This is a genomic window from Berryella intestinalis (assembly GCF_000814825.1).
Classification (GTDB): domain Bacteria; phylum Actinomycetota; class Coriobacteriia; order Coriobacteriales; family Eggerthellaceae; genus Berryella; species Berryella intestinalis.
In genome coordinates this window covers 1,732,131-1,753,071 of the sequence record NZ_CP009302.1, presented here as the reverse complement: position 1 = coordinate 1,753,071, position 20,941 = coordinate 1,732,131, and the positions used below count along the sequence as shown (strand labels likewise).

General features: G+C 63.9%; 19 protein-coding genes. 16 read left to right on the top strand and 3 right to left on the bottom strand.

Annotated elements, in window-relative coordinates:
* Positions 1 to 45: 45 nt before the first annotated feature.
* From JI75_RS07720 to JI75_RS07690, 7 genes are all read left to right on the top strand, one after another.
* On the top strand, positions 46 to 1,527 hold the full coding sequence (locus tag JI75_RS07720) for a DUF2142 domain-containing protein (RefSeq protein ID WP_039690021.1): 1,482 nt from the start codon (positions 46 to 48) through the stop codon (positions 1,525 to 1,527).
* 46 nt (positions 1,528 to 1,573) lie between these two features.
* On the top strand, positions 1,574 to 2,302 hold the full coding sequence (locus JI75_RS07715) for a glycosyltransferase family 2 protein (protein WP_039690020.1): 729 nt from the start codon (positions 1,574 to 1,576) through the stop codon (positions 2,300 to 2,302).
* Complete coding sequence (locus JI75_RS07710) at positions 2,281 to 2,613, top strand: DUF2304 domain-containing protein (RefSeq protein ID WP_039690017.1); 333 nt, start codon at positions 2,281 to 2,283, stop codon at positions 2,611 to 2,613. The genes JI75_RS07715 and JI75_RS07710 overlap by 22 nt, the downstream gene beginning before the upstream one ends.
* Before the next feature lie 10 nt (positions 2,614 to 2,623).
* The gene (locus tag JI75_RS07705) at positions 2,624 to 3,424 is read left to right on the top strand and encodes a LicD family protein (RefSeq protein ID WP_039690016.1); all 801 of its coding nucleotides are present in this window, start codon (positions 2,624 to 2,626) and stop codon (positions 3,422 to 3,424) included.
* 56 nt (positions 3,425 to 3,480) lie between these two features.
* Entirely contained in the window at positions 3,481 to 4,713 is a 1,233-nt protein-coding gene (locus JI75_RS07700) for a lipopolysaccharide biosynthesis protein (RefSeq protein WP_240993161.1), read from the top strand.
* A gap of 67 nt (positions 4,714 to 4,780) precedes the next feature.
* Complete coding sequence (locus JI75_RS07695) at positions 4,781 to 5,923, top strand: glycosyltransferase (protein ID WP_052241693.1); 1,143 nt, start codon at positions 4,781 to 4,783, stop codon at positions 5,921 to 5,923.
* Positions 5,920 to 6,756 carry a LicD family protein gene (locus tag JI75_RS07690; protein ID WP_039690014.1) on the top strand — a complete coding sequence of 279 codons (837 nt, stop codon included), beginning with the start codon at positions 5,920 to 5,922 and terminating at the stop codon, positions 6,754 to 6,756. Before JI75_RS07695 ends, JI75_RS07690 begins: the two co-directional genes overlap by 4 nt.
* Positions 6,757 to 6,868: 112 nt before the next feature.
* Here JI75_RS07690 and JI75_RS07685 read toward each other — a convergent pair whose 3' ends face one another.
* Genes JI75_RS07685 through JI75_RS07675 form a run of 3 tightly spaced genes read right to left on the bottom strand, consistent with a single transcriptional unit; the run spans position 6,869 to position 10,754 of the window.
* Positions 6,869 to 7,459, bottom strand: a complete 591-nt coding sequence (locus tag JI75_RS07685) for a TetR/AcrR family transcriptional regulator (RefSeq protein ID WP_039690012.1) — start codon at positions 7,457 to 7,459, stop codon at positions 6,869 to 6,871.
* 21 nt (positions 7,460 to 7,480) lie between these two features.
* Positions 7,481 to 10,054 (bottom strand): YhgE/Pip domain-containing protein, encoded by a 2,574-nt coding sequence (locus JI75_RS07680; protein WP_039690010.1) that lies wholly within the window; start codon positions 10,052 to 10,054, stop codon positions 7,481 to 7,483.
* A gap of 4 nt (positions 10,055 to 10,058) precedes the next feature.
* Positions 10,059 to 10,754 (bottom strand): ATP-binding cassette domain-containing protein, encoded by a 696-nt coding sequence (locus JI75_RS07675; protein WP_052241691.1) that lies wholly within the window; start codon positions 10,752 to 10,754, stop codon positions 10,059 to 10,061.
* A gap of 383 nt (positions 10,755 to 11,137) precedes the next feature.
* On the opposite strand from JI75_RS07675, the gene JI75_RS07670 reads away from it, so the two are divergent.
* The 9 genes from JI75_RS07670 to JI75_RS07630 all read left to right on the top strand — a co-directional run bounded on the left by JI75_RS07670 (position 11,138) and on the right by JI75_RS07630 (position 20,905).
* Entirely contained in the window at positions 11,138 to 12,544 is a 1,407-nt protein-coding gene (locus JI75_RS07670) for a cytochrome ubiquinol oxidase subunit I (protein WP_039690009.1), read from the top strand.
* A gap of 2 nt (positions 12,545 to 12,546) precedes the next feature.
* Positions 12,547 to 13,587, top strand: a complete 1,041-nt coding sequence (gene cydB / locus JI75_RS07665; protein ID WP_039690008.1) for a cytochrome d ubiquinol oxidase subunit II — start codon at positions 12,547 to 12,549, stop codon at positions 13,585 to 13,587.
* A gap of 251 nt (positions 13,588 to 13,838) precedes the next feature.
* The gene (locus tag JI75_RS07660; protein ID WP_240993160.1) at positions 13,839 to 14,720 is read left to right on the top strand and encodes a hemolysin family protein; all 882 of its coding nucleotides are present in this window, start codon (positions 13,839 to 13,841) and stop codon (positions 14,718 to 14,720) included.
* Positions 14,721 to 14,766: 46 nt separating this feature from the next.
* On the top strand, positions 14,767 to 15,639 hold the full coding sequence (locus tag JI75_RS08855; RefSeq protein ID WP_052241689.1) for a PspC domain-containing protein: 873 nt from the start codon (positions 14,767 to 14,769) through the stop codon (positions 15,637 to 15,639).
* A gap of 361 nt (positions 15,640 to 16,000) precedes the next feature.
* The gene (locus JI75_RS07650) at positions 16,001 to 16,642 is read left to right on the top strand and encodes a CMP-2-keto-3-deoxyoctulosonic acid synthetase (protein WP_240993159.1); all 642 of its coding nucleotides are present in this window, start codon (positions 16,001 to 16,003) and stop codon (positions 16,640 to 16,642) included.
* 98 nt (positions 16,643 to 16,740) lie between these two features.
* Positions 16,741 to 17,400 carry a potassium channel family protein gene (locus JI75_RS07645; protein ID WP_039690006.1) on the top strand — a complete coding sequence of 220 codons (660 nt, stop codon included), beginning with the start codon at positions 16,741 to 16,743 and terminating at the stop codon, positions 17,398 to 17,400.
* Between the two features lie 9 nt (positions 17,401 to 17,409).
* The gene (locus JI75_RS07640; RefSeq protein ID WP_039690002.1) at positions 17,410 to 18,081 is read left to right on the top strand and encodes a potassium channel family protein; all 672 of its coding nucleotides are present in this window, start codon (positions 17,410 to 17,412) and stop codon (positions 18,079 to 18,081) included.
* 117 nt (positions 18,082 to 18,198) lie between these two features.
* On the top strand, positions 18,199 to 19,548 hold the full coding sequence (purB, locus tag JI75_RS07635) for an adenylosuccinate lyase (protein ID WP_039690001.1): 1,350 nt from the start codon (positions 18,199 to 18,201) through the stop codon (positions 19,546 to 19,548).
* Between the two features lie 211 nt (positions 19,549 to 19,759).
* On the top strand, positions 19,760 to 20,905 hold the full coding sequence (locus tag JI75_RS07630) for a Rib/alpha-like domain-containing protein (RefSeq protein WP_144299293.1): 1,146 nt from the start codon (positions 19,760 to 19,762) through the stop codon (positions 20,903 to 20,905).
* Positions 20,906 to 20,941: the final 36 nt, after the last annotated feature.

Below are 20,941 nucleotides of genomic sequence, written 5' to 3'. Positions count from 1 at the left end.
TCGATCGAGGATCGAAAGACGACGGATAGACAAGTGACGGGTGGCATGTCGGGAGGATTGCAAACGGGAGGGGGCGCGCGTGCCGAGCGCATCGCTCTTTTCGGTTTCTATTTCGCCTTCGTGATCGTCGGCGAGGCCGCGCTGCTGGGCGCGCTGTGCGCCCATTACCGCGATGGGTGGCTCACCTTTGCGACCGGTCTGGCCGTCGCATGCGCCGGAGTGGCGCTGGTGCTGTTCGTGCGCCTGTTCGACCGGCACCGCGCCAGCCCCGAGCATCTGTTCCTCGTTCTGGCCCCCGTCCTTCTGGGCGGCTTCGCCTTCTTCATGATGCCCTACGCGGTGCCCGACGAATTCACCCATATCCATCGCCTGTTCGACAACAGGGCGGGTCAAGAGTTCCTCAACGTTCCCGCCCAGCTGCATCAGGTCTACACGTTCATAGGAAACTACGAGCAGCTTGCCAGCGAGCTGGCCGTTTCCTTCGACTACACCCAGCTGAGGCAGACGGACTTCACCGTTGCGGCCTATTCGGAAGTAAACTACCTGATCCCGTCGCTGGTGGTGTCGGCGGGCAAGGCCCTCGGGCTGAACGCCTACGTGCTCATCTACCTGGCGCGCCTGTCGAACGCGGCTCTGTTCGCGCTGGCTGCGTGGTGGATCATCCGCCGCCTTCCCTCGGGAAAGCAGTTCGCGCTGGTGTTCCTGCTGAATCCCATGCTGTTGCAGCAGGAGGCGTCGTGCTCGGCCGACGCCCTGTGCAACATCGCCATCCTCTGCTTCCTGGCGCAGGTCATCGCACTGCGCGCCGAGGGGCGCATAGGGATCCCCTGGCATCAGTGGGCTCTGCTGGGCTTCTTCTTCTCGCTGGTGTTTCTGTGCAAGTACATCTACCTTCCCCTCACCGCTGCGGCGCTGGTCCTGCTCCCCCAGATCAAGAGGCGCTGGATACGCTGGGGGGTTCCGTTTGCCATGGCGGGGTTCGCCGTGTTCGCGGCCGTGTTCGTTCTGTCGAGCGGATACGGGCGCATCCTGGACGAGGCGTCCCACAGGCTGGCTCCCTCGGTGTTCGCCCAGCGGTTCGCCGAAACCGTCCAAGACCGCGGAATCCCGACGATATGCCAGTTCGCGGGCGAGAACCTGGGTTGGCCGTGCGACGCGCTCTACCCGGCTGCCGCTCACGTCCCGCTTGCGTGGGCCGCGTACCTTGCGGTTCTGGCGGTGGCGCTTCTGGCGAGCTTCGACGGCCGTCTGTCGCTTCCCTGGCACAACAGGCTGCTGTTTTTCCTTCTGGCCATCGCAGAGCAGCTCATACTGTTCACGGTGCTTCTGCTCGACGACCTCAGCGAGACGGGTCCGATCGGGGGTTTTCAGGGCCGCTACCTGATTCCCACGGTGTTTCTGGGCGCCGCCTCGCTGTTCTCCCTCAAGCGATGGCGGATAGGCGAGGCCCCGGTCCATCTGTTCGCGGTCGCGGTGCTTGCGCTGGATGCGTTGTCGTTGGCGTTCGTCATCATATGGTTCTGGTAGCGGATCGCGCCTCGGTGGCGGGGCCCGTCGTTTGGTAAGGTTGGGTATGGCTGATTTGAGAAAACGCGTGCTGGCGCTGGTGCCGGCCTACAACGAGGAAGGCAGCATCGTCTCTGCCATCGAGGACCTCAAGGCGCACGCGTCCGATATCGACTACCTGGTGGTCAACGACGGTTCGCGCGATGCGACCGCGTCGATCTGCCGGGAGCGCGGCTATCGGATGCTGTCGCTTCCCATCAACCTCGGTCTGACCGGGGCGTTTCAGGCGGGCATGAAGTATGCGCACGAACAGGCCTACGACTACGTCATCCAGTTCGACGCCGACGGGCAGCATTCGGCGGCCTACGTTTCCGACCTCGTTGCGTGCGCCGAGAGCACCGGCGCCGATATCGTGGTGGGATCCCGCTTCGTGAACTGCAGGAAACCGCTTTCCGCGCGCATGATGGGCTCGACCTTGATCACGGCCATGATCAAGCTCACCACCGGGCAGAAGATCCAGGATCCGACGTCGGGCATGAGGCTGTTCAGCGCCCGCGTCGTTCCCCTGTTCGCGCGCGATTCCGATTTCGGGCCCGAACCCGACACGCTTTCGTACCTCATGCGCAACGGGTTCGAGGTGCGCGAGGTTCCCGTCGAGATGAGGGAGCGCATCGCCGGGGAGAGCTACCTGAACTTCACGAAGTCGGTGTCCTATATGCTGCGCATGGGCGTCTCCATCCTGCTGGTGCTGTGGTTTCGGAAGAAGGGGGAGATATGCTCGTCTTCGTGCTCGTAACGGGGGCCATCCTCACGTTCGCGTTCATTCTCGTCAAGATCCGCCACGAGAAGCTGAAGGTCGACGAGGCGATGTTTTGGTTCTTCTTCGCATTGGCTCTGGTCATCCTATCGGTATTCCCGCAGATAGCGTTCTTCTTCTCGGATTTGCTGGATATCGAGTCCCCCTCTAATTTCGTGTTCCTGTGCGTTATCGCTATCCTGGTGGTGCGCGGGTTCTATTCGACCATGGAGCTGTCCAGCCTGAAGAAGAAGGTTGCCGAGCTCGCCCAGGACCGCGCGCTGAGGGATCTGCGCGATCGAGAGCTGTAGGAGGCGGACCGTGGAGCCGTTGGGTGTCGAAGAGGTGAAGGGCATCGAGCTCGAAATCTTGGACGAGTTCGTACGCGTATGCTCTGAGCAGGGAATTCGATACTACTTGGGGTACGGGACCCTGTTGGGCGCCGCCCGACACGAAGGCTTCATCCCCTGGGATGACGATATCGACGTCATCATGATGAGGGAGGACTACGAGCGCCTCGTCGACGGGTTCGATCGCTGGCGCTCGAGCGAGCGGTTCTCCGTGGCGTTCTACCGCGACGGGCGCTCGGTGTACCCGTTCGCGAAGATCGTCGATACGACCACGCTCGTGAAAGAGGACTTCGCGCGCAAGGACATCCGCACCGGGGTGTGGATCGACGTGTTTCCCTTCGACCGCGTCGACCCGGAGGACCTGCGGGCGTCCAAGCGCATCGCGCGCCTATCCCTGACGAGGTCGTTCATCGTGGCCGACCCCTCCGTGGGCTCGTCGCTTCTGGCGAAGGCCGCCAAGCGCATCGTGTGCCCCATCGCCCATCGGCTCGATGCGGTGAAGTACGCGCGCCTGATCGACCAGGTCGCCCGCGACGCGTGCGATCGGGATACGGGGTACGTGGCCGCCTTGGTAGACGACGGGTATCCGCCGCGCCCCGTTCCCGACCGGGTGTTCGCGTCGGCGGTCGAGCTTTCATTCGAAGGTCGCGCGCTTTCGGCGCCGGTGGGATACGAGGAGCTTCTGACCTTGCATTACGGCGACTGGAGGCAGGTTCCTCCCGAGGATCGCCGGGCCGTGCACGTAGCCGAAGCGTATCGGTTGCCGCGATGAGGGCGCCCCGTATCCGGCGCAGCGCGCCCGCTCCCGAAACGATACCCCCCCTGTCCATGAAGGGGAACATGCTGTGGAACTCGGTCGGCTCGCTTACCTACCTGGCCTGCCAGTGGTTGGTGACCGTGCTGGTCGTGCGCCTCTCGTCGGGCGGTTACGACGCCGCGGGTCTTCTGGCGCTTGCAATGTCGGTCGTGGGATTGTTCGGCACGCTGGCGAACTACAAGATGGGAACCTACCAGATTTCAGATGTGAACAGGGAAAACGATCTATCGGAATACCTGGGATTCCGCATCGTCATGCTGGCGGCCTCGTTCGTGCTCTGCATGGTCTACGCGTCTGCCACCTGTTCGTGGTACGCGCTGCCCACCGTCGCCCTGTTCTACTGCTTCAAGGCGGTCGGCCTGGTCATCGACGTGCTGCACGGAACCGACCAGCAGCATCGGCGGCTCGACTACGCGGGGATGTCGTTCATCCTCCAGGGCGTGTCCACGCTCGCGGCCTTCTCGGCGGTGTTCTACCTCACGCAGAACCTCGACCTGGCCATCGTTGCCATGGGCGTCGCCGCGTTTTCGGTCCTCGTGTTCTGGGATATCCCGCGCACGTCCCGGTTCGAGCCGGTGCGGATCAGGTTCACCGGCGACAAGATGCTCTTCTTCCTGAAAACCTCCTTTCCCGCCACGCTTGCGGCTCTGGCGGCCGGCTCCCTGTTCGTCGTTCCGAAGCAGATGCTGTCGTACCTGTCCGGGGACGCCGCCTTGGGCGTTTACTCGTCGGTGGCGGCGTTGGCGCTGGTGGTTCAGATGGGCGCGAACTATCTGTACGGCCCCCTGCTCGATGTGTTCCCCGCGCTGTATTTCGGCGGGAAGCGCGCGAGGTTCCTGAAGTTGTTCGCGCGGACGGCGCTCGGCATCGTCGGCGTGGCGGCCGTCTGCTCGGTTGCGCTGGCGCTGGCCGGGGCCTGGCTGCTCGAATTCCTGTTCGGAGAGAGCATCCTGCCGTACGTGTACCTGCTCCAGCCCATCCTTGCGGCCACGCTGGCAACGGCGTTCCTCTGGTTTTTCGGGGACCTGCTCATCGCGCTGCGTGACTTCAGGGGGAACCTGATCGGCAACCTGGTGGCCTTCGCGTCGGTCGCCGCTTTCAGCTACCCGTTCGTCAGGATATGGGATATGAACGGCGTGAGCTTCGCGGGCATGGCCGCCTGCGCGCTGGGTGCCGGGGTGCTGCTGCTGTTCATCGTGCGAAAGCTGCGGAAGTTCCCCGCCGGCTCCGAAGAAGGGCGGTAGCGGCCGGCTCCAGGGCTTGCCGTCGTGCGGGCGCGTCGGGGCCCGTTTGATTCGAGGAAGGTGCGACATGCGTGTTCTCCAGGTGATCGGCGCTATGGATCGCGGTGGTGCCGAAACCATGATCATGAACCTGTACCGCGCGATCGATCGCGATCGGATCCAGTTCGACTTCCTCGTCCACGAGCAGCGCGCCTGCGATTACGACGAAGAGATTGCCGACCTGGGCGGCTCGGTGTTCCGGGAGCTGCCGCGCTTCACGGTGGCCAATGCGCGGGCGTACCGCAAGGCGTGCCGCGGCTTCCTCGATCGGCATCCCGAGCATGCGATCGTCCATGGGCACATCGGAAGCAGCGCGCTCATCTACCTGCCCGAGGCTCGTCGGGCGGGCAAGATCGCCATCGCGCACAGCCACGCGCGGCATTTCCCCCTTTCCCCGACCGAAGCGCTGTTCCGCGTGCTGTCGCTTCCCGTGAGGTTTCAGGCCGACGGGTTTCTCGCGTGCTCGCTCGAAGCGGGGATCGACCGGTTCGGTCGCGCGGTGGTCGAAGGGGATCGGTTCTCTGTGCTGAGAAACGCGATCGATGTGGCGGCGTTTCAGTGCGACGAGCGCGGCCACGCAGCGGTCAAAGACGAGCTGGGCTGGGCGGATCGCGTCGTGGTGGGCCATGTGGGGCGCTTCGACCCGGTGAAGAACCATCGCTTTCTGATCGAGGCCTTCGCGCGGTTCAGACGGCGCGTGCCCGAGGCCCTGCTGGTGCTGGTGGGTCGTGGTGCGCTGGAAGACGAGGTGAGGGCGCATGCGGTGCAAAGCGGATGCGCAGACGACGTGGTGTTCTGGGGCGTGACCGACGACGTGGCGCGTCTGCAGAAGGCGTTCGACCTGTTCGTGTTCCCCTCGCTGTCCGAGGGTTTGGCCATGTCGGCCATCGAAGCGCAGGCCGCGGGCGTGCCTGCGCTGCTGTCGACCGGCGTGCCGGAGCTGTCGGTGATGGACGGCCGCATCGCGACCAGGCTCGATCTGGCGCAGGGCCCGCAGGCGTGGGCCGACGCCATGGTCTGCGCGCTCGAGCACCCCCTCGAACGCGCGTCCGGGGTGCAGGCGGTGCGCGCGGCGGGATTCGACATCGTGCGCACCGCGGCGTGGCTTGAAGAGTATTACCGCAGATTGGCAGGCGAATCTATGGAACCGACGGAGGATGGGCGAGCATGAGCTACGATCCGGAGACGCTGCGCAGGCTCCAGCTTTTCCAGCTGGAGATGCTGAAGGATATCGACCGCGTGTGCCGTGCCGAGGGGATCGCGTACTTCCTCGACAGCGGAACGCTTCTGGGTGCGGTGCGCCACGGGGGTTTCATTCCGTGGGACGACGACATCGACCTGGGGATGTCGCGCGCCGACTACGAGCGCTTCATGGAGGTGGCGCCCCGGGCGCTGGGGGAGCGCTATGCGGTGTCCGACCCCCGCACGTGCGCACAGCAGGCGGGCATGTTCGGCAAGGTTTGCCGAACGGGAACGCGCTTCCATACCCAAGAGACGCTTGATGCCGGCTTCGACCAGGGTATATTCATCGACATTTTCCCCTACGACGTCATGCATTCCGACCCCGGGGTCGCCCGCCGCCAGCGCGCACGGTGCCGAGCGCTGCAAAGCGAGCTGTACCTGCTGCATTCGGGCCGCGTCGGGGTTCCGCACACGGGGCTCCTCGGCACTGCTGAAAAGGCGGCCTGCCGGGTTGCGCATACGGTCCTGGGGCTTGCGTGCGACCACCGCCGCCTCGTCGAGCGGTTCGAGCGCGAGGCGGCGCGCGGAACCGAATCGCCGGGAAGCGAGTACGTCGCCCTCGCATGGCCTTCGATCGCCCTGCCCGCCGAGGGGTTCGGGCGTGTCGCCCCCATCCCGTTCGAGGGATGCGAGTTCTTCGGGCCGGCCGATCCAGAGCGCCATCTCTCCATCATGTACGGCGACGACTGGATGGAGCTGCCGCCCGTCGAGGCGCGGCGCAACCACGCTCCGCTCGTGCTTGATTTCGGGGACGAGGGGTAGCGTCCGCTCGGGGCGCTGGGCATGCGCCCTGCCCGAGTGCGGCGCGCCTTCGAGCGGGGCGCGGGTGCGCGTGGATGCGGCGAGCGGGCGTTGCTCTTGGGGGAAGCCTTTCCTACTTGAGGAGCGCGTGGCTGACGAAGTCGGAGATGCGGGCGCGGAACTGGTCTTTCGACACGGTCGGCTCGCCGTCGGGGCCGGTGGCGTACAGGGTGTCGGTGATGATGAGCCCCAGGATGCCGTTCGCCACGAAGGCGGGATCGAGGGATTCCCGGAACAGCCCGTCGGCTTTGCCGCGCTCGACCTGTTCGGCCAGAAGCTCGATGATCGCCTCGATCTTCTGCCGCATGTCGTTCGACCAGGTGCGCCCTTCGCGCCACAGCTCGTTCATGAGGAAGCGGGTGAACGAGCGGTCGTCGAAGGCGATGTCGACGAACTTGCCCAGCATGGCGGCCAGCGCCCCGGCCGCATCCTTCTCGCCCGCGCACGACTTCAGCTCTTCGAAGATCTGCTCGGTGCGGATGGCGAGGATGCTGCTCCCGATATCCTCTTTGCTTTTGAAGTGGTAGTAGGCGACGCCCTTGGACACGCCCGCTTCCTTGACGATCTCGTCGACGGTGGCGGCGCTGTAGCCCTTGCGGCTTATCACGCGCAGGGCGGCTTCGAGAAGCCGCCCTCTGGTCTGTTCGGATTTCTTCATCATCATGCGCTCATTCTAGCCGAGATTCTAACTAAGCGATATGGCGGGATGGAGGTCGGTCATGGTCACGTTGCGCTTGGCCCGCGCGACCAGCACGGTTCCCGCGAAGCTGGCGATGCCGATCCCCGCAAGGACGGCGGCGGCGCCCAGCATGGCGGCGGTGTCGAGGCCGGCCATGGCCTGGCGCAGCGATGCGACCGAGTACGTCATGGGCATGAACGGGCTGATGGCCTGGAAGAACGGCGGCGTCATCTCGATGGGGAAGGTTCCCGCCGCGCTGGTGAGCTGCAGCATGAGGAAGACGATGGCCACGACGCGCCCCGGCACTTTGAGAGCCGCGAAGATGAGCTGCATGAGCGCTGCGAACACCAGGGCGACCAAGATCCCGATCAGGTAGAACGCCGCGACGTTGTCGATCTGGAGGCGCAGGCCGAACTGCAGGGTCGCCAGCAACAGGAGCGCCTGGATGATGGCCATGACCGCCAAGGGCATGAAGCTGGAGAACGCGACCATGACCGGATGAGCTCCCGAGAGGATGAGGCGGTTGTTCAGCGGCTTGAAGATGAAGCCCACCATGAGCGCGCCAACCCACAGAGCAAGCGAGATGAAGTAGGGCGCGAAGCCGGTCCCGTAGTTCAGCACGTCGGTGTAGCGGCTCTCGTCGAGCTCGACCGGCGAGCTCATCATCTCCGAGCGCGCCTGCACGTTGTCGATGCGCATCGAGTCCTGCGCATCGGCCAGCGCCGACGCCAGCTCGCTCGATCCGTCCGTCAGGTCTCCCAGGCCGTCTGCGAGCTTCAGCTCGTTTTCGGCTAGGGTCGCGGCTCCGTCTTCGGCCTTGCCTGATCCGTCGGCGGCGGTTTGCGCGCCGTTAGCCAGCTTGGCGGCCCCGTCATCGAGCTTCACTGCTCCGCCGACCAGCTCGCTTGCGCCCGCGGCGGCGCTGTCGGCACCGTCTGCCACCTGGCGGCTTCCCGAAACGAGGGACTGCATGTTCGCGTCGACCTCGCCGGCTCCCTGTGCGAGGGCCTGCATCTTGGCATCGACCTGGCTCGCCCCGCTTGCCAACTGGCCGATAGCGCTTTTCAGGGCGGGCGCTCCTGTGATCAGGGGGGACACCGTGCTAGAAAGCGTATCGTATCCGCCTTTCAGCTGCCCTGCCGCATCCGAGAGCAGGTTCATGTTCGTCTGCAGCGACACCAGGCCCTGGGAGAGGTTGCCGGCTCCGGAGGAAAGACCGTTCAGCCCCGATTGCAGCCCGGCTGCACCGGCGGCGATCCTTCCCTCGGCGGTCCTCACTCCCGACGCCGCCTGCTGCGCTCCCTTGAGGTAGGCGATGGCCTGCTGGGTGGCGGCATCGGTGTTGCCCGAGCCCTGCAAGGTCGCAAGCGCCGCGTCGATGGCTGCGGACTCGCTGTTGCTCAGCCCGTAGAGCGTGGACGTGCCGGAATCCCCGGACGATCCGATGCCGGCCACCAGCGCGTCGGCGCCGCCCTTCAGCTGGTCGGCTCCGGAAGATACCTGCTGGGCTCCGCTTGCCAGCTGGTTGACGCCGCCGAACAGGGTGGTCGAGTCGGTGTCGGAGGACGTCCCCACCTTGGCCGATAGGGACGACAGCCCCTCTTTGAGCTGGTTGTCCGCAGCTTGCAGCTGCGCAACCTGGTCGGATGTGGGAAGGGCCGCGGTGGCCTCCCGCAGCTGGTCTGCTCCGGAGGATAGGGGCGCGGTGCCCTGCGTCCTCAGCTGATCGGCGCCGTTCGCTATCTTTTCGGTGCCCTGGCTCTTCAGTTGGCTGGCTCCCGAGGCGACTTGGCCCGCTCCGCTGGAAAGCTGGTCGGCGCCGCTTTGGAGCTTGGACGTTCCCGCGACGAGCGAGCTCGTCGCGCCCTTCAGTTCGCTTGCGCCCGAAGACAGGGTGCTCAGGCCGTCTGCCAGCGTTCCGAGGGCGGTGCGCAGGGTGAAGGCCCCGTCGGAAAGCTGGTCGGCCCCGTCCTGCGCGGTCTCGGCCCCGTCTGCGATCTGCCGGGCCCCGTCCACGGCTTGCCCCAGATCGTCGGCCCCGCTGTTGATGCTGCCGTAGGCGGTTTCCCAATACTCCTGCACCACGGCCTCGCTCACCTGGCTGCGCACCTGCTTCCAGGCGCTCGATCCCAGCTGGGAGGCCAGCATGTTGGTGGCCTCGTTGTAAGTTACCAGCATGCTGGCGCGCTCGGGCTCGTCGGTTTCGGCTGTGGCTATCTTTTCAGTGAAGTCGGACGGGATGGTGGCGACCATGTAGTAGGCGCCGTCCTCAAGCCCCCGCTCGGCCTCGTTCGCATCGACGAAGTTCCATTGGAATCCCTCGTCGGAATCTTGAAGGCGCTCTTTGACCTGCTGTCCGACGTTGCGCTGCTCGCCGTCGATGACGGCTCCCCGGTCCTCGATGACCACGGCGACGGGCACGGTGTCGAGGGTTTTGTAGGGGTCCATGAACGCGTAGAGGTACAGCGCCCCGTACAGCAGCGGGATCACGCCGATGGCTGCGATCACGACCTTCATGACGCCGCCCGACATGTTGTTCTTCACTTCGGACACGGCGAACCTTAAGCCCTTGAAAGCCATTGGCCTAGCTCCTTTCGCTGAGGTAGTACGCGTCATCCGCCGCTGCGGCCAGCTCCGGCTCGAGAACGCCGACGAGGACGGTGGCGTTGCGGGCCTTGGAGAAGCGCTTGATGTTATCGAGGATGGCGAAGGACTGGTCGAGCGTCAGCTCGCTTTCGATGTCGTCGACCACGATGATGTCGGGGTGGCCCACCCAGGCGAGCGCGACCCCCAATTCGACCAGCTTTTTCGAGGTGAGGTCGCCTATGGCCTTCGACATCTCCCCGTCGAGCCCCCACTCTGCGAGGTAGGATGCGACGTCGGCCTTGGCCGGGCGGCGTCCATACAGCTCGAATTCGGCGGCGACGGCGTCGGCCGTTTTCTGCGTGCTCGGAAGGTCGTTCAAGCCTTCGAACAGCCCGAGTCCCACGCGCCTCTGCGCCTTTGCGGATTGGCGGGGGAGGCGGTAGTCCAGGATGCGCAGGCTGCCCTTCGAGAACTTCATGCGCCCAGCGAGGGTGAGCAGCAGGGCGGTTTTCCCCGACCCGTTCTTTCCGCAGACGGCGAACGTGTCTCCCTGGCGAACCTCGAGGCTCACGTCGTGGTAGGGGGTTCCCAGAAGCGTGCTGAGGGTAAGGCCCTCGCAGCTGAGGACGGCCCCTCCTTCGGCGTAGGGCGTGATGTTCGCCCCATGCACGATGCGTTTCGATTTCGCGTTCACGGTTCTCCTTTTATACCGACTGATCAGTTTTTGAAGAGTATAGATCCGAGCTGCGGCGTCGCCATAAAAATGACCGAACGGTCAGAAAACATACACATTCCCTGAAAAAGGGCCAAAAAGACTTCGATGCCCTACGAGAAATTAAACGAATAAGTTAAAAACGTTCAATAATGCTCGATAGTTGCGAAACAGATGATTATCATCCATATCAGAATATACTGTTCAATGTCTCTGATCTGGGGAAATGATATCTTTAAGCCCTTGCGGGATCGGTTGAAAGCGGGAATAATTGATGGGTGCAGGCATTACTGCATGCAATTCGATTGCATGCGTTTTTGTCTGGGGAAAGCAATCGAAAAGGGATAAGAAAGGGGAGGTGCAGTATGGATATCTTTACCGACGTCGTTACGCTTTCGCGCATCCAGTTTGCGTTTACGGTAGCGTTTCATTTCGTGTTCGTGCCGCTGTCGATCGGCCTTGGCCTGATCGTCGCGATCTTCGAAACGAAGCATTACCGCTCGGGCAAACAGGAGGACGCGGCCGCCGCGAATTTCTGGCTGAAGATCTTCACTACTACTTTCGCAATCGGTGTTGCCACGGGCATCACCATGGAATTCTCGTTCGGAACGAACTGGGCGAACTACTCGCGCTTCGTGGGCGACATCTTCGGTGCGCCGCTGGCGGCCGAGGCCCTGTTCGCGTTCTTCCTCGAGTCGGTTTTCCTGGGAGTGCTGCTGTTCGGGCGCAAGCGCGTGTCGCGTAAGTTCTACATGGTGTCCGCATGGCTGGTCTGGGGCGGCTCCATGCTCTCCGCTCTCTGGATCCTCATTGCGAACTCCTGGATGCAGACGCCGGCCGGAGCCGAGCTCGCGGCCGACGGCTCGAAGGCGATCATCACCGACTTCTTCGCAGCCGCGTTCAACCCGTCTACCGCCGCGCGCTACTCGCACACGGTTCTGTCCCTGCTGGTTCTGGGCGCGTTCGTGTCCATCGCCATCGCGGGCTACTACCTGCTGAAGGGCCGCCACAAGGACTTCGCCGTCAAGACCGCCAAGGTCGGCGCCGTGGTCGGCTGCATCGCGACCGCGCTTCTGCTGGTGTCGGCTCACTCCACCGCCGTCGGCGTGGCAGAAGAGCAGCCCACCAAGCTCGCCGCCATGGAGGGCCAGTACGGTGACGAACCTGCCGCGCTGTACCTGTTCGGATACGTCGACGCCGAAAACGAGAAGGTCGTTGCGCCCATCTCGATCCCCGGCGGCACCAGCTTCCTCGCCACCGGCTCGTTCGATACGGTCATGCCCGGCTTGAACTCGCTGTCCGAAACCGAGAAGTTCGGCGCGCTCGATCCGCACGACATCCCGGTCAACGCGATCTTCCAGTCCTACCATCTGATGGTGGCCTGCTTCGGCCTGATCGCCCTGGTCCTGATCCTGGTGTTCGTGGGCCTCAAGAAGCCCGCTCTGCTCGAGAAGAAGTGGCTGCAGCGCCTGATGCTGATCGGCCCCCTCTTCCCGTTCGTCGCGATCCAGGCCGGCTGGATGACCGCCGAGGTGGGACGTCAGCCCTGGGTCGTCTATCCCTCCACCACGGGCCCCGACGGGGTGTCCCTCCTCACCGCCGACGCGATCTCGCCGTCGGTGTCGGCTCCCGAGCTGCTGCTGACCATGGGGCTGTTCATCCTGGTGTACGTGTTCCTGTTCGTGGCCTGGGTCCGCGTCATCGGGCGCTTCCTCAAGGAAGGCCCCCAGAACGTCGAGCTGCACAACGATGTTGCAAAGGACGGTGAGTAAGCATGGATTTCACTTTCCTGCAAGTGCTCTGGTACTTCCTGATCTTCCTGCTGATCGCCGGTTACTTCATCCTTGACGGCTTCGACCTGGGTATCGGCATCCTCGCTCCGTTCGTGGCGAAAAACGAGCACGAGATGGAGATCGCCCGCCGTGCGATCGGGCCGGTGTGGGACGGCAACGAGGTGTGGCTGCTGACCGCGGGCGGAGCCCTGTTCGCGGCGTTCGCCCCGGCGTACGCCACCACGTTCTCGGGCTTCTACCTCGCCATCATGCTGGTTCTGTTCGGCCTGATCCTGCGCGTGGTCGGCCTCGAGTTCGCGCATCGCGACCCCGCATGGCTGAAGGTGTGGAACGTGCTGTTCTTCGTGGGCTCGCTGTTCCCGGCCCTGCTCACGGGCGTTGCCGTCGGCAACATCTATGCGGGCATCCCCATGGATGCGGCCGGAAACTACATCGGCGTTCCGCTGTTGGGCCTGGTCACTCCGTTCACGCTGCTGTGCGGTTTGCTGGGGCTTTCCATGATGCTCGCGGCGGGGGCCTGCTGGCTCGCCCTCAAGGCGCCGCTCGGTTCCGACCTGCGCAAGCGCGCGGTTGCGATCCGCCGTCCGCTGCAGATCGCGGCGTGTGCGCTGTTCCTGCTGGTTTCGGTTTACGGCCACTTCGTGATCCAGCCCGCTATGGATCCGTCCCTGGGAATTCTCCGCTGGGCGTTCGCCCTGCTGTTCGTGGCGTCTCTGGTGGGCTCGTTCGTGCTCGCCGGGCGCGACGACGCGGATCTGCCCACCTTCGTGCTGCAGTCCGCTGCCGCGTTTTCCCTGGTGTTCCTGCTGGCGACTTCGATGTTCCCCACTCTGGTGGTCGCTTCGGCCGACAGCATCGGCCCTGCGCTGACCATCGCGAACTCCGTCGCCGCGGACTCCACGCTGTTCTGGATGACCCTCATCACGTGCGTGGGCGTGCCCTTGGTGCTCGCCTATCACGTGATCACGTACCGCCTCTTCGCGGGACGCATCACCGACGAGGATCTGGAAGGCGGCTACTAAGCCGCTGCGAATCTCGACGGCTTTTCGCCCCTTGGTGCTTCGGGTGGCGAATCCGAAATGAGGAAGGGCTCCGTCGCTTAGGCGACGGAGCCCTTTTTGCGCGCAGCATTCGTGGCCGATCGGGTAGATCGGCCGCATCTGAATTGTGCGGGCAGATTGGGCGTCTTTCCCAGTGGATTCCTCGTATGGTTCGTCGAAACGATGTGACGTTCGGTCCGATGGAAGACGCCCGATCTGCTAAAGTGGCGGGCATGAATGCTTCAGCGAAATCAGAGCCCGATCCAGGGCTTCTCTCCCACCTCAAGAAAACGTTGGGAATCGGCCGCCGTGCGCAGGTTTCCGAAGAGGACATCAAAACCCTCGTCACCGGCACCGACAACATCATCGACGACAAGAAGCGCATGATCGGGGAGATCCTCGATCTCGATGCGCTGGTGGTAAGCGATGTCATGACGCCGCGCGTCGACATGATCGGCGTCGAGGACACCGAAACCGCGCGCAACGCGCTCGACCGCATGCTCGGCACGGGGTACTCCCGCCTGCCGGTGTTCCACGAAGATCTCGACGACGTGGTGGGCATCGTCCATCTGAAAGACCTCATCCAACCCTGCGTCGAGGGGCAAGGCGATGCGCCCGCCGTCGATTTCGCCACCGAACCCTACTTCGTTCCCGAGTCGAAAGACATGTTTCCGCTGCTCAGAGAGATGCAAACGAATAGGCAACAGATAGCTGTGGTAGTCGATGAGTACGGAGGCACCGATGGTTTAATTACCATCGAAGACATCGTCGAGGAGATCGTAGGGGAGATCATCGACGAAACGGACACGGAGGATCCGTTCGTGGTGGCGGTTTCGGACGCCGAATGGGTCGTCGACGGGCGGTTCACGGTAGAAGAGGCGCGCGAACTGGGCTGGCCGGTGCAGGAGTCGGAGGGCTACGATACCATCGCCGGTTGGTTTATGGACGTGATCGACGTGGTTCCCCAGATCGGACGCGAGTTCACCATCGAGGGCTATCGCTTCAAGGTGGAGGGTATGCGCCGGCGCCGCATCCGTTCGCTGCGCGTGTCCAAAGACGCCGCATGCGGGTCGGAGGAGTCTGGTAGCGACGTTGCCGCATCCGCTCGCGGTTAGCATCCCCACAACGTGACGCGCCCCGGGGGCGCGCGGAGGGTTTACGGTGGAGAAGAAGCTTTTCAGAAGCGAGGACAGGATCATAGCGGGCGTGTGCGGCGGGTGCGCCGAAGCGCTTGGCGCGAGCACCGCCGTGATCCGCTTCATCGCCGTGTTGCTGCTGGTGGTAAGCGTCGGGTTCGCCGGCGCGGTGTATCTTGCCATGTGGTACTTCATCCCCAAGCGCGAAGACGCCTCGGCGATGTTGGACGTGGTGCCCGAGTCCGCCCGGTCCGATCGATACGGCGAGATCGGAGCCTCCGAGCGCGCGGGAGCACCCGAGCGCCCCGTCCCGCCGCGCAGGCTGATGGGGTGGGGGGATGTGTTTCGCCCGCGATCCCCCGACGACGACCTGTTCGGTCGCGACCGCCGCTCGCTGCCCACGGTGGCGCGCGTGGGCATCGCGATCGGGCTTCTGGCCATGTTCGCGGTCGTGGTGTCTTTGGGCATGCCGTTTTTCCCGGGGGCCGAATGGTGGCAGTTCTGGCCCCTTCTGCTGATCGCGTTCGGCGTGGTGCTCATCATCTTGCCGCTGCGCGACTTTGCGAACCGCTCGGCAATGCATCTGTTCGGCGTTTCGATGGTCCTGCTGGGCGGCGGCCTCACGCCCACGACGCTGGGCATGCTGTCGCTTATCACGTGGCTTAACGACATCATCGCGCTTTGGCCGGTGGTCATCGCGGCGTTTTGCCTGTTCGGACTGGGATATCGGCGGCAGTCGACCCCGCTTATGCTGGCCGGTGTGGCCCTCCACGGTGTCTTCGTGATCGCCGGCGTGCTCTTCTTCGCGGTGCCGGGCAGCCTGGAATGCATCGACTTCTCGCACATCGGCGGCGGCGTGGTCGCAGTCAATTCCGACGGTTCGGTGTGGCTCTTCTAACATCGAACAGAATCCGCAGGGTTTATGGAGAGGCGGCGCTCGGATTGTTGGCCGGGCAACCCATCTACGGTAAAATACCGCTCTGCATACGCAATCGTTTCAGATGCGCACTCAGCTGGATCATCCTCCAAACAGACCATCAGCTGACTCCGCGACTCGCGGCGGGATGGCTTTGTGCGCTGGAGCGTTTGCATACAGAGAGGAACAACGCCTAATGGCTTCAACGACCAAGCAACGGAAGCGCGTTGCGGCAGGCTCTATCGCCGGCGCAGTCGCTGCCGTCGCCCTTGTAGGGGTGATCGGCCTTAACGTTGCATCCGCTAACAGCGGAAGTACGCAAGCGGATCGGTTCGGCATCGAGATGGCCGCGCTGAGCTCCGCTTCCCCCGCTCCTTCGGGCGCTTTCGCGGCAGAGGCCGCCGACGCTTCGTACGGGGCCTCCACGCTTTCCCAATCGTCTCCGCGCAATATCGCCGCCGGCGTTTCCGCCATCGAGGAAGAGGAGAACGCCGCCGCCGAGGCCGAGCGCCAGGCGAAGGCCGCCGAGGACGCCGCCGGGCTGAACCGGGCGCGCAACGCGATGTCTGCCCAGGGATCCACCGGGGCATCCGCCGGTCTGTCCGAGGTGGACTGGACGGTGGGCCACGACGCGTTCGTGGAGGAATGGTCCGAGCGCATCGACGCCTTCTTGGCGGGATCCCCGCTGGCCGGCCAGGGCGAGAACTTCGCAGAGGCCGCCTGGGACAACGGGATCGACCCGCGCTGGTCGCCCGCCATCTCGAAAACCGAGAGCTCGCGCGGCGCGATCTGCTTCCTGCCCTACAACGCCTGGGGCTGGGGCGCATCGAGCTGGGATAGCTTTGACGAGTCGGTGAAGGCCCATGTTGCCGGGTTGGCCAAGGGCTACGGCTACACGCTTTCCAAGGGTGCCGCCGCCAAGTACTGCCCGCCTAACACCGACCACTGGTATGCCAGCACCCTGGCGTCGATGAAGAGCATCTAGGCTTTTCAGACCGCAGCCGACAAGGTAATCCGATATGAGACAATGGACCCGAGCGATCGCTCGGGTCTGTTTCGTTCTCTCATCTCGAAAGGGCTCGCATGAGCAACATCATCGTGGTCGGCTGCGGACGCGTGGGCTCGCAGCTCGCCAACATGCTTTCCGACAACGGGAGCAACGTGTGCGTCATCGACAAGAACGCCGAGGCGTTCGCCAACCTGGGGCGTAACTTCAACGGGTCGACCGTCCAAGGTATCGGCTTCGACGAGGACACCCTGGTGAAAGCAGGAATCGAGGACTGCGACGTCCTTGCGGCGGTCACCCAGTCAGACACCGCCAACCTCATGGTCACCGAGGTGGCCACCCACCTGTACGGAGTGCCCCACGTCATCGCGCGCCTGTACAACTCCGACCACGAGCGAGCCTACATGCAGCTGGGAATCGACTACGTGTGCGGCACGTCGCTGGTGGCCGAGGAAGTGTTCGGCAAAACCGTATCGGGACACGGCGCCCACCTCGACACGTTCGGGGAATACGAGGTTCTGCGCTTCTCGCTGAACCTCAAGCACCTCGACCGCAAGACCATCCGCGTTTCCGAGATGGAACGCGTGCACGATATCCGCATCGTGGCCTTCGAGCGCGCCGACGGGTCGGCCTCGTCTATCCCGACGGGCGATTCGGTGCTCTACCACGGCGATACCGTGCTGGCATGCGTTCGCCACGAGCTCATCGATCAGTTCTCCGTGTACATACAGGGGTAGGGGGAGGCCATGCGCGTAGTAATCTCGGGCGGCGGCAAGGTGGGCGAATACCTCGCCACCGTGCTGCTTGCCAGCGGCAACGAGGTCACCATCATCGAGCGCGACGCCGATGTGGCCGACCGTCTGTCCATGCTGCTTTCGGGTCGCTACCTCGTCATCGTCGGCGACGGGTGCGACTCGAAAAGCCAGGAGGACGCGGGTATCCGCCGCGCCGACGTGTTCGTCGCCACCACCGGCCAAGATGACAACAACCTGGTCGCGTGCGAGATCGCCCAGCGCGTGTTCAACGTGCCGCGCGCCGTCGCACGCGTGAACGCCCCGAAAAACCAGCGCATCTTCCGCACGCTGGGGATAGAGAGCGTATCGTCCACCCAGCTCATCGCGAACCTCATCGAAGAGGAAACCCTGCTGGGTTCGATGAGCACCATCACGTCGCTTACGCACAGCAACGTGCTGCTCACCGAGATCGTCGTCCCGCGCTTCCGTAACCACGCCGAGGAAGAAGGCGTGCTGGTGGCCGATCTGGACATGCCGGAGGGAAGCATCATCGCGGCCGTCGCGCTGTCCGACCGCATCGAGGTGGTCGGCCCCGAGACGGTGGTGCATCCCGGCGATCGGGCGATCGTCATAGCCGATCAGGAGGCCGTCGACGATGTTCGCGATATGCTGAGAAGCTTGTAGCCCCCCGGATGCGCCCAGGTCCGAGCGCCTTTGCGGGCGCTTCGGGGTCCCGGCGCCCCGCACCTTAAGAAACCGTGTTTTCAAGCCGCCGAGGCGGATTCGATAGGAAGGAACAGCATGATCGGCCGTTACACCCGCCCCGAGATGGGGGCCATCTGGGAAACCCAGAACAAGTTCGAGATCTGGAAGGAGATCGAGATCCTGGCGTGCGAAGCGCAGGCCGAGCTGGGAGCGGCGGGGATCACGAAGGAAGAGGCCGCTTGGATCCGCGAGCACGCCGATTTCACGGTCGAGCGCGTCGACGAGATCGAGAAAACCACGAACCACGACGTCATCGCGTTTCTCACCAACATGGCCGAATACATCGATGCGGACATCCCCGAGGGCTCCGAGCCGCCCAGCCGCTGGGTGCACTACGGCATGACCTCGTCGGATCTGGGGGACACCGCTCTGTGCTACCAGATCGTGCAGGCGTGCGACATCATCCTCGCCGACATCCGCCAGCTGGGCGAGACCTGCCGCCGTCGGGCGTTCGAATTCGAGGACACGTTGTGCGTCGGGCGCACCCACGGCATCCATGCGGAGCCGATGACCTTCGGCATGAAGTTCGGAAGCTGGGCGTGGATGCTCAAGCGCGCCGAAGAGCGCATGCTGCAGGCCCGCGCGATGGTGGCCTCCGGCGCCATTTCGGGCGCGGTGGGATCGTATTCAAACATCGATCCGTTCGTCGAGCACTACGTGTGCGAAAAGCTGGGGTTGACCCCCGACCCCCTGTCAACCCAGGTCATCGCACGTGACCGTCATGCGCAGACGATGTGCTCCCTGGCCGTGGTGGCCTCCGAGCTGGAGGCGATAGCCACGCAGATCCGCCTTCTGCAGCAGTCCGACGTGATCGAGGCCGAGGAGCCGTTCAAGAAGGGCCAGAAAGGCTCGTCTGCCATGCCGCACAAGCGAAACCCCATCACGGTCGAGCGCGTGTGCGGCCTTTCGCGCATCGTGAAGGCGAACGCCCAGGTTGCTCTCGACAACGTCGCCTTGTGGTACGAACGCGACATCAGCCATTCGGGCGCCGAGCGCGTGGCGCTGGCCGACAGCTTCATCGCACTCGACTACATGTTCGGCAAGATGCAGCCCCTTTTGGACGGCCTGTTCACGTATCCCGCCAAGATGGAGCACAACCTATGGCGCACCCGCGGGCTGATATTCTCGTCGAAGGTGCTGTTGGCCCTGGTGCAGACGGGCATCACGCGCGAGGACGCCTACGTTATCGTCCAGCGCAACGCCATGGCGGTGTGGGAGGACATCCAAAACGCGGTGGACGGTCCTACGTATCGCGAGCGCCTCGAGGCCGATCCCGATGCGCGCCTCACGGCCGAGCAGCTCGACGCCATCTTCGATCCCCGGGCGTTCCTCATGCGCAAGGATGTGATATTCGCCCGCTTGCGCGAACTGAGCTTCGAGGCGTAGCGGAGCGCGAGGCGCGGCATAGGATGGGATGCACGGCCCGATCGCCCGATAGGCGGTCGGGCCTTTTCGTTGACTGTTTTGGCTGGTACGTCGAAAAAAGGTTCGCTTAAGGTTTTTGGCAATCCGATGTGATGATCAGTAAAACAGTCTACGTTGATCATCTGCGTCGTATTAATTTGATAAACTGTGGCCTTCCATTCCCAGGAAGGAGATGACATTGAACCGCCCCGATCTTAAGAACCTTGCTGCGAGCCGCGGTGCCCGCGCTGCCTGCGCCGTCTCTCTCAGCCTTGCGGTCACCGCCGCGTTGGCGCCCCTTCCCGCGTTCGCCCAGACGGCTCCCGCCCCGGCTGCTTCCAGCCCTGCCGCATCCGCGCCTTCGGCTAATCCCGCAGGTGCTCAACAGCCCCAGTGGCTCGCGGTTACCCTGTATGATGGGCTGACGAACCAGCCCGTTTCGATGGATGTGAACCAGAAGGTGAGCATCACGCTGAAGAACCTCGAGGACGGTAAGACCTACAAACTCGCTACCCTGGATGCAAAGACGCAGCGCGTTCAGGACGTTCCCGCCGGCCGCTACAAGATCACTGTGCAGATCGGCTCCACCGAGTACCGCGGGTCGATGCTTGCGGCCGGTTCCGCGGACACCCAGCTTACGGGAACCGATACCGTGACCATGAACAACACCGGCGATCTCGGATTCGGCATATCGAACCTCAAGCTGACCCTCCTTCCCGCCTACACCCGCATCTACGACCCGCAGCCCCAGCCGATCGAGGTCGAGCAGGGCGGTGACGTGAAACCGGAGATGGGCATCGTCGACCTCGACAAGTACGAGGGCGCTGTCGTTTCTTGGGAGGACGGTAAAGCCGTCGACACCTCCAAGCCCGGCAGCTTCACCAAAAAGGCGGTCGTTCGCTACGCCGACAATTCCATGGATGTCGTCGAGGTGCCCATCACGGTGAAGGAGAAGGCCGCCGAGAAGCCCTCCGATCCGGCCAAGCCCATCGACAACCCCGGCGCTCCCTCCAAGCCCATTGACGGCCCGGCTGCCCCGACCGAACCCAAGACCGAACCCAAGACCGAACCCAAGACCGAACCCAAGACCGAACCCAAGACCGAACCCAAGACCGAACCCAAGACCGAGTCTATGGTCAATGAGGCTCAGAAGACCTCCGACAACCAAGTCGGGTCCAAGAGGGTCGTGGCTCCCGTCATGAGCGCAACCAACGGCGCCGTTAAGAAAACGGTGATGCCGCAGACCGGCGATGCGTCCCTGTTCGCCGCCGCCACTGCTGCTGTGGCCGGCGCTGCCGCCGCGGGCGCCTTCGGATTCGCTCTGAAGCGCCGCCGATAGCCCCTTGCCCGGCTCTCAAGGGTTTCACTCGCAGTC

What these genes read in the sequence shown, in the direction of transcription:
- JI75_RS07720 (WP_039690021.1), top strand. Translation starts at nt 46, where the DNA reads ATGTCGGGAGGATTGCAAACGGGAGGGGGCGCGCGTGCCGAGCGCATC.
- purB (WP_039690001.1), top strand. Translation starts at nt 18,199, where the DNA reads ATGATCGGCCGTTACACCCGCCCCGAGATGGGGGCCATCTGGGAAACC.
- JI75_RS07645 (WP_039690006.1), top strand. Translation starts at nt 16,741, where the DNA reads ATGAGCAACATCATCGTGGTCGGCTGCGGACGCGTGGGCTCGCAGCTC.
- JI75_RS07685 (WP_039690012.1), bottom strand. Translation starts at nt 7,459, where the DNA reads ATGATGATGAAGAAATCCGAACAGACCAGAGGGCGGCTTCTCGAAGCC.
- JI75_RS07715 (WP_039690020.1), top strand. Translation starts at nt 1,574, where the DNA reads ATGGCTGATTTGAGAAAACGCGTGCTGGCGCTGGTGCCGGCCTACAAC.
- JI75_RS07710 (WP_039690017.1), top strand. Translation starts at nt 2,281, where the DNA reads ATGCTCGTCTTCGTGCTCGTAACGGGGGCCATCCTCACGTTCGCGTTC.
- JI75_RS07700 (WP_240993161.1), top strand. Translation starts at nt 3,481, where the DNA reads ATGAAGGGGAACATGCTGTGGAACTCGGTCGGCTCGCTTACCTACCTG.
- JI75_RS07660 (WP_240993160.1), top strand. Translation starts at nt 13,839, where the DNA reads ATGAATGCTTCAGCGAAATCAGAGCCCGATCCAGGGCTTCTCTCCCAC.
- JI75_RS07640 (WP_039690002.1), top strand. Translation starts at nt 17,410, where the DNA reads ATGCGCGTAGTAATCTCGGGCGGCGGCAAGGTGGGCGAATACCTCGCC.
- JI75_RS07630 (WP_144299293.1), top strand. Translation starts at nt 19,760, where the DNA reads ATGACATTGAACCGCCCCGATCTTAAGAACCTTGCTGCGAGCCGCGGT.
- JI75_RS07650 (WP_240993159.1), top strand. Translation starts at nt 16,001, where the DNA reads ATGGCCGCGCTGAGCTCCGCTTCCCCCGCTCCTTCGGGCGCTTTCGCG.
- JI75_RS07670 (WP_039690009.1), top strand. Translation starts at nt 11,138, where the DNA reads ATGGATATCTTTACCGACGTCGTTACGCTTTCGCGCATCCAGTTTGCG.
- JI75_RS07695 (WP_052241693.1), top strand. Translation starts at nt 4,781, where the DNA reads ATGCGTGTTCTCCAGGTGATCGGCGCTATGGATCGCGGTGGTGCCGAA.
- JI75_RS07680 (WP_039690010.1), bottom strand. Translation starts at nt 10,054, where the DNA reads ATGGCTTTCAAGGGCTTAAGGTTCGCCGTGTCCGAAGTGAAGAACAAC.
- cydB (WP_039690008.1), top strand. Translation starts at nt 12,547, where the DNA reads ATGGATTTCACTTTCCTGCAAGTGCTCTGGTACTTCCTGATCTTCCTG.
- JI75_RS07690 (WP_039690014.1), top strand. Translation starts at nt 5,920, where the DNA reads ATGAGCTACGATCCGGAGACGCTGCGCAGGCTCCAGCTTTTCCAGCTG.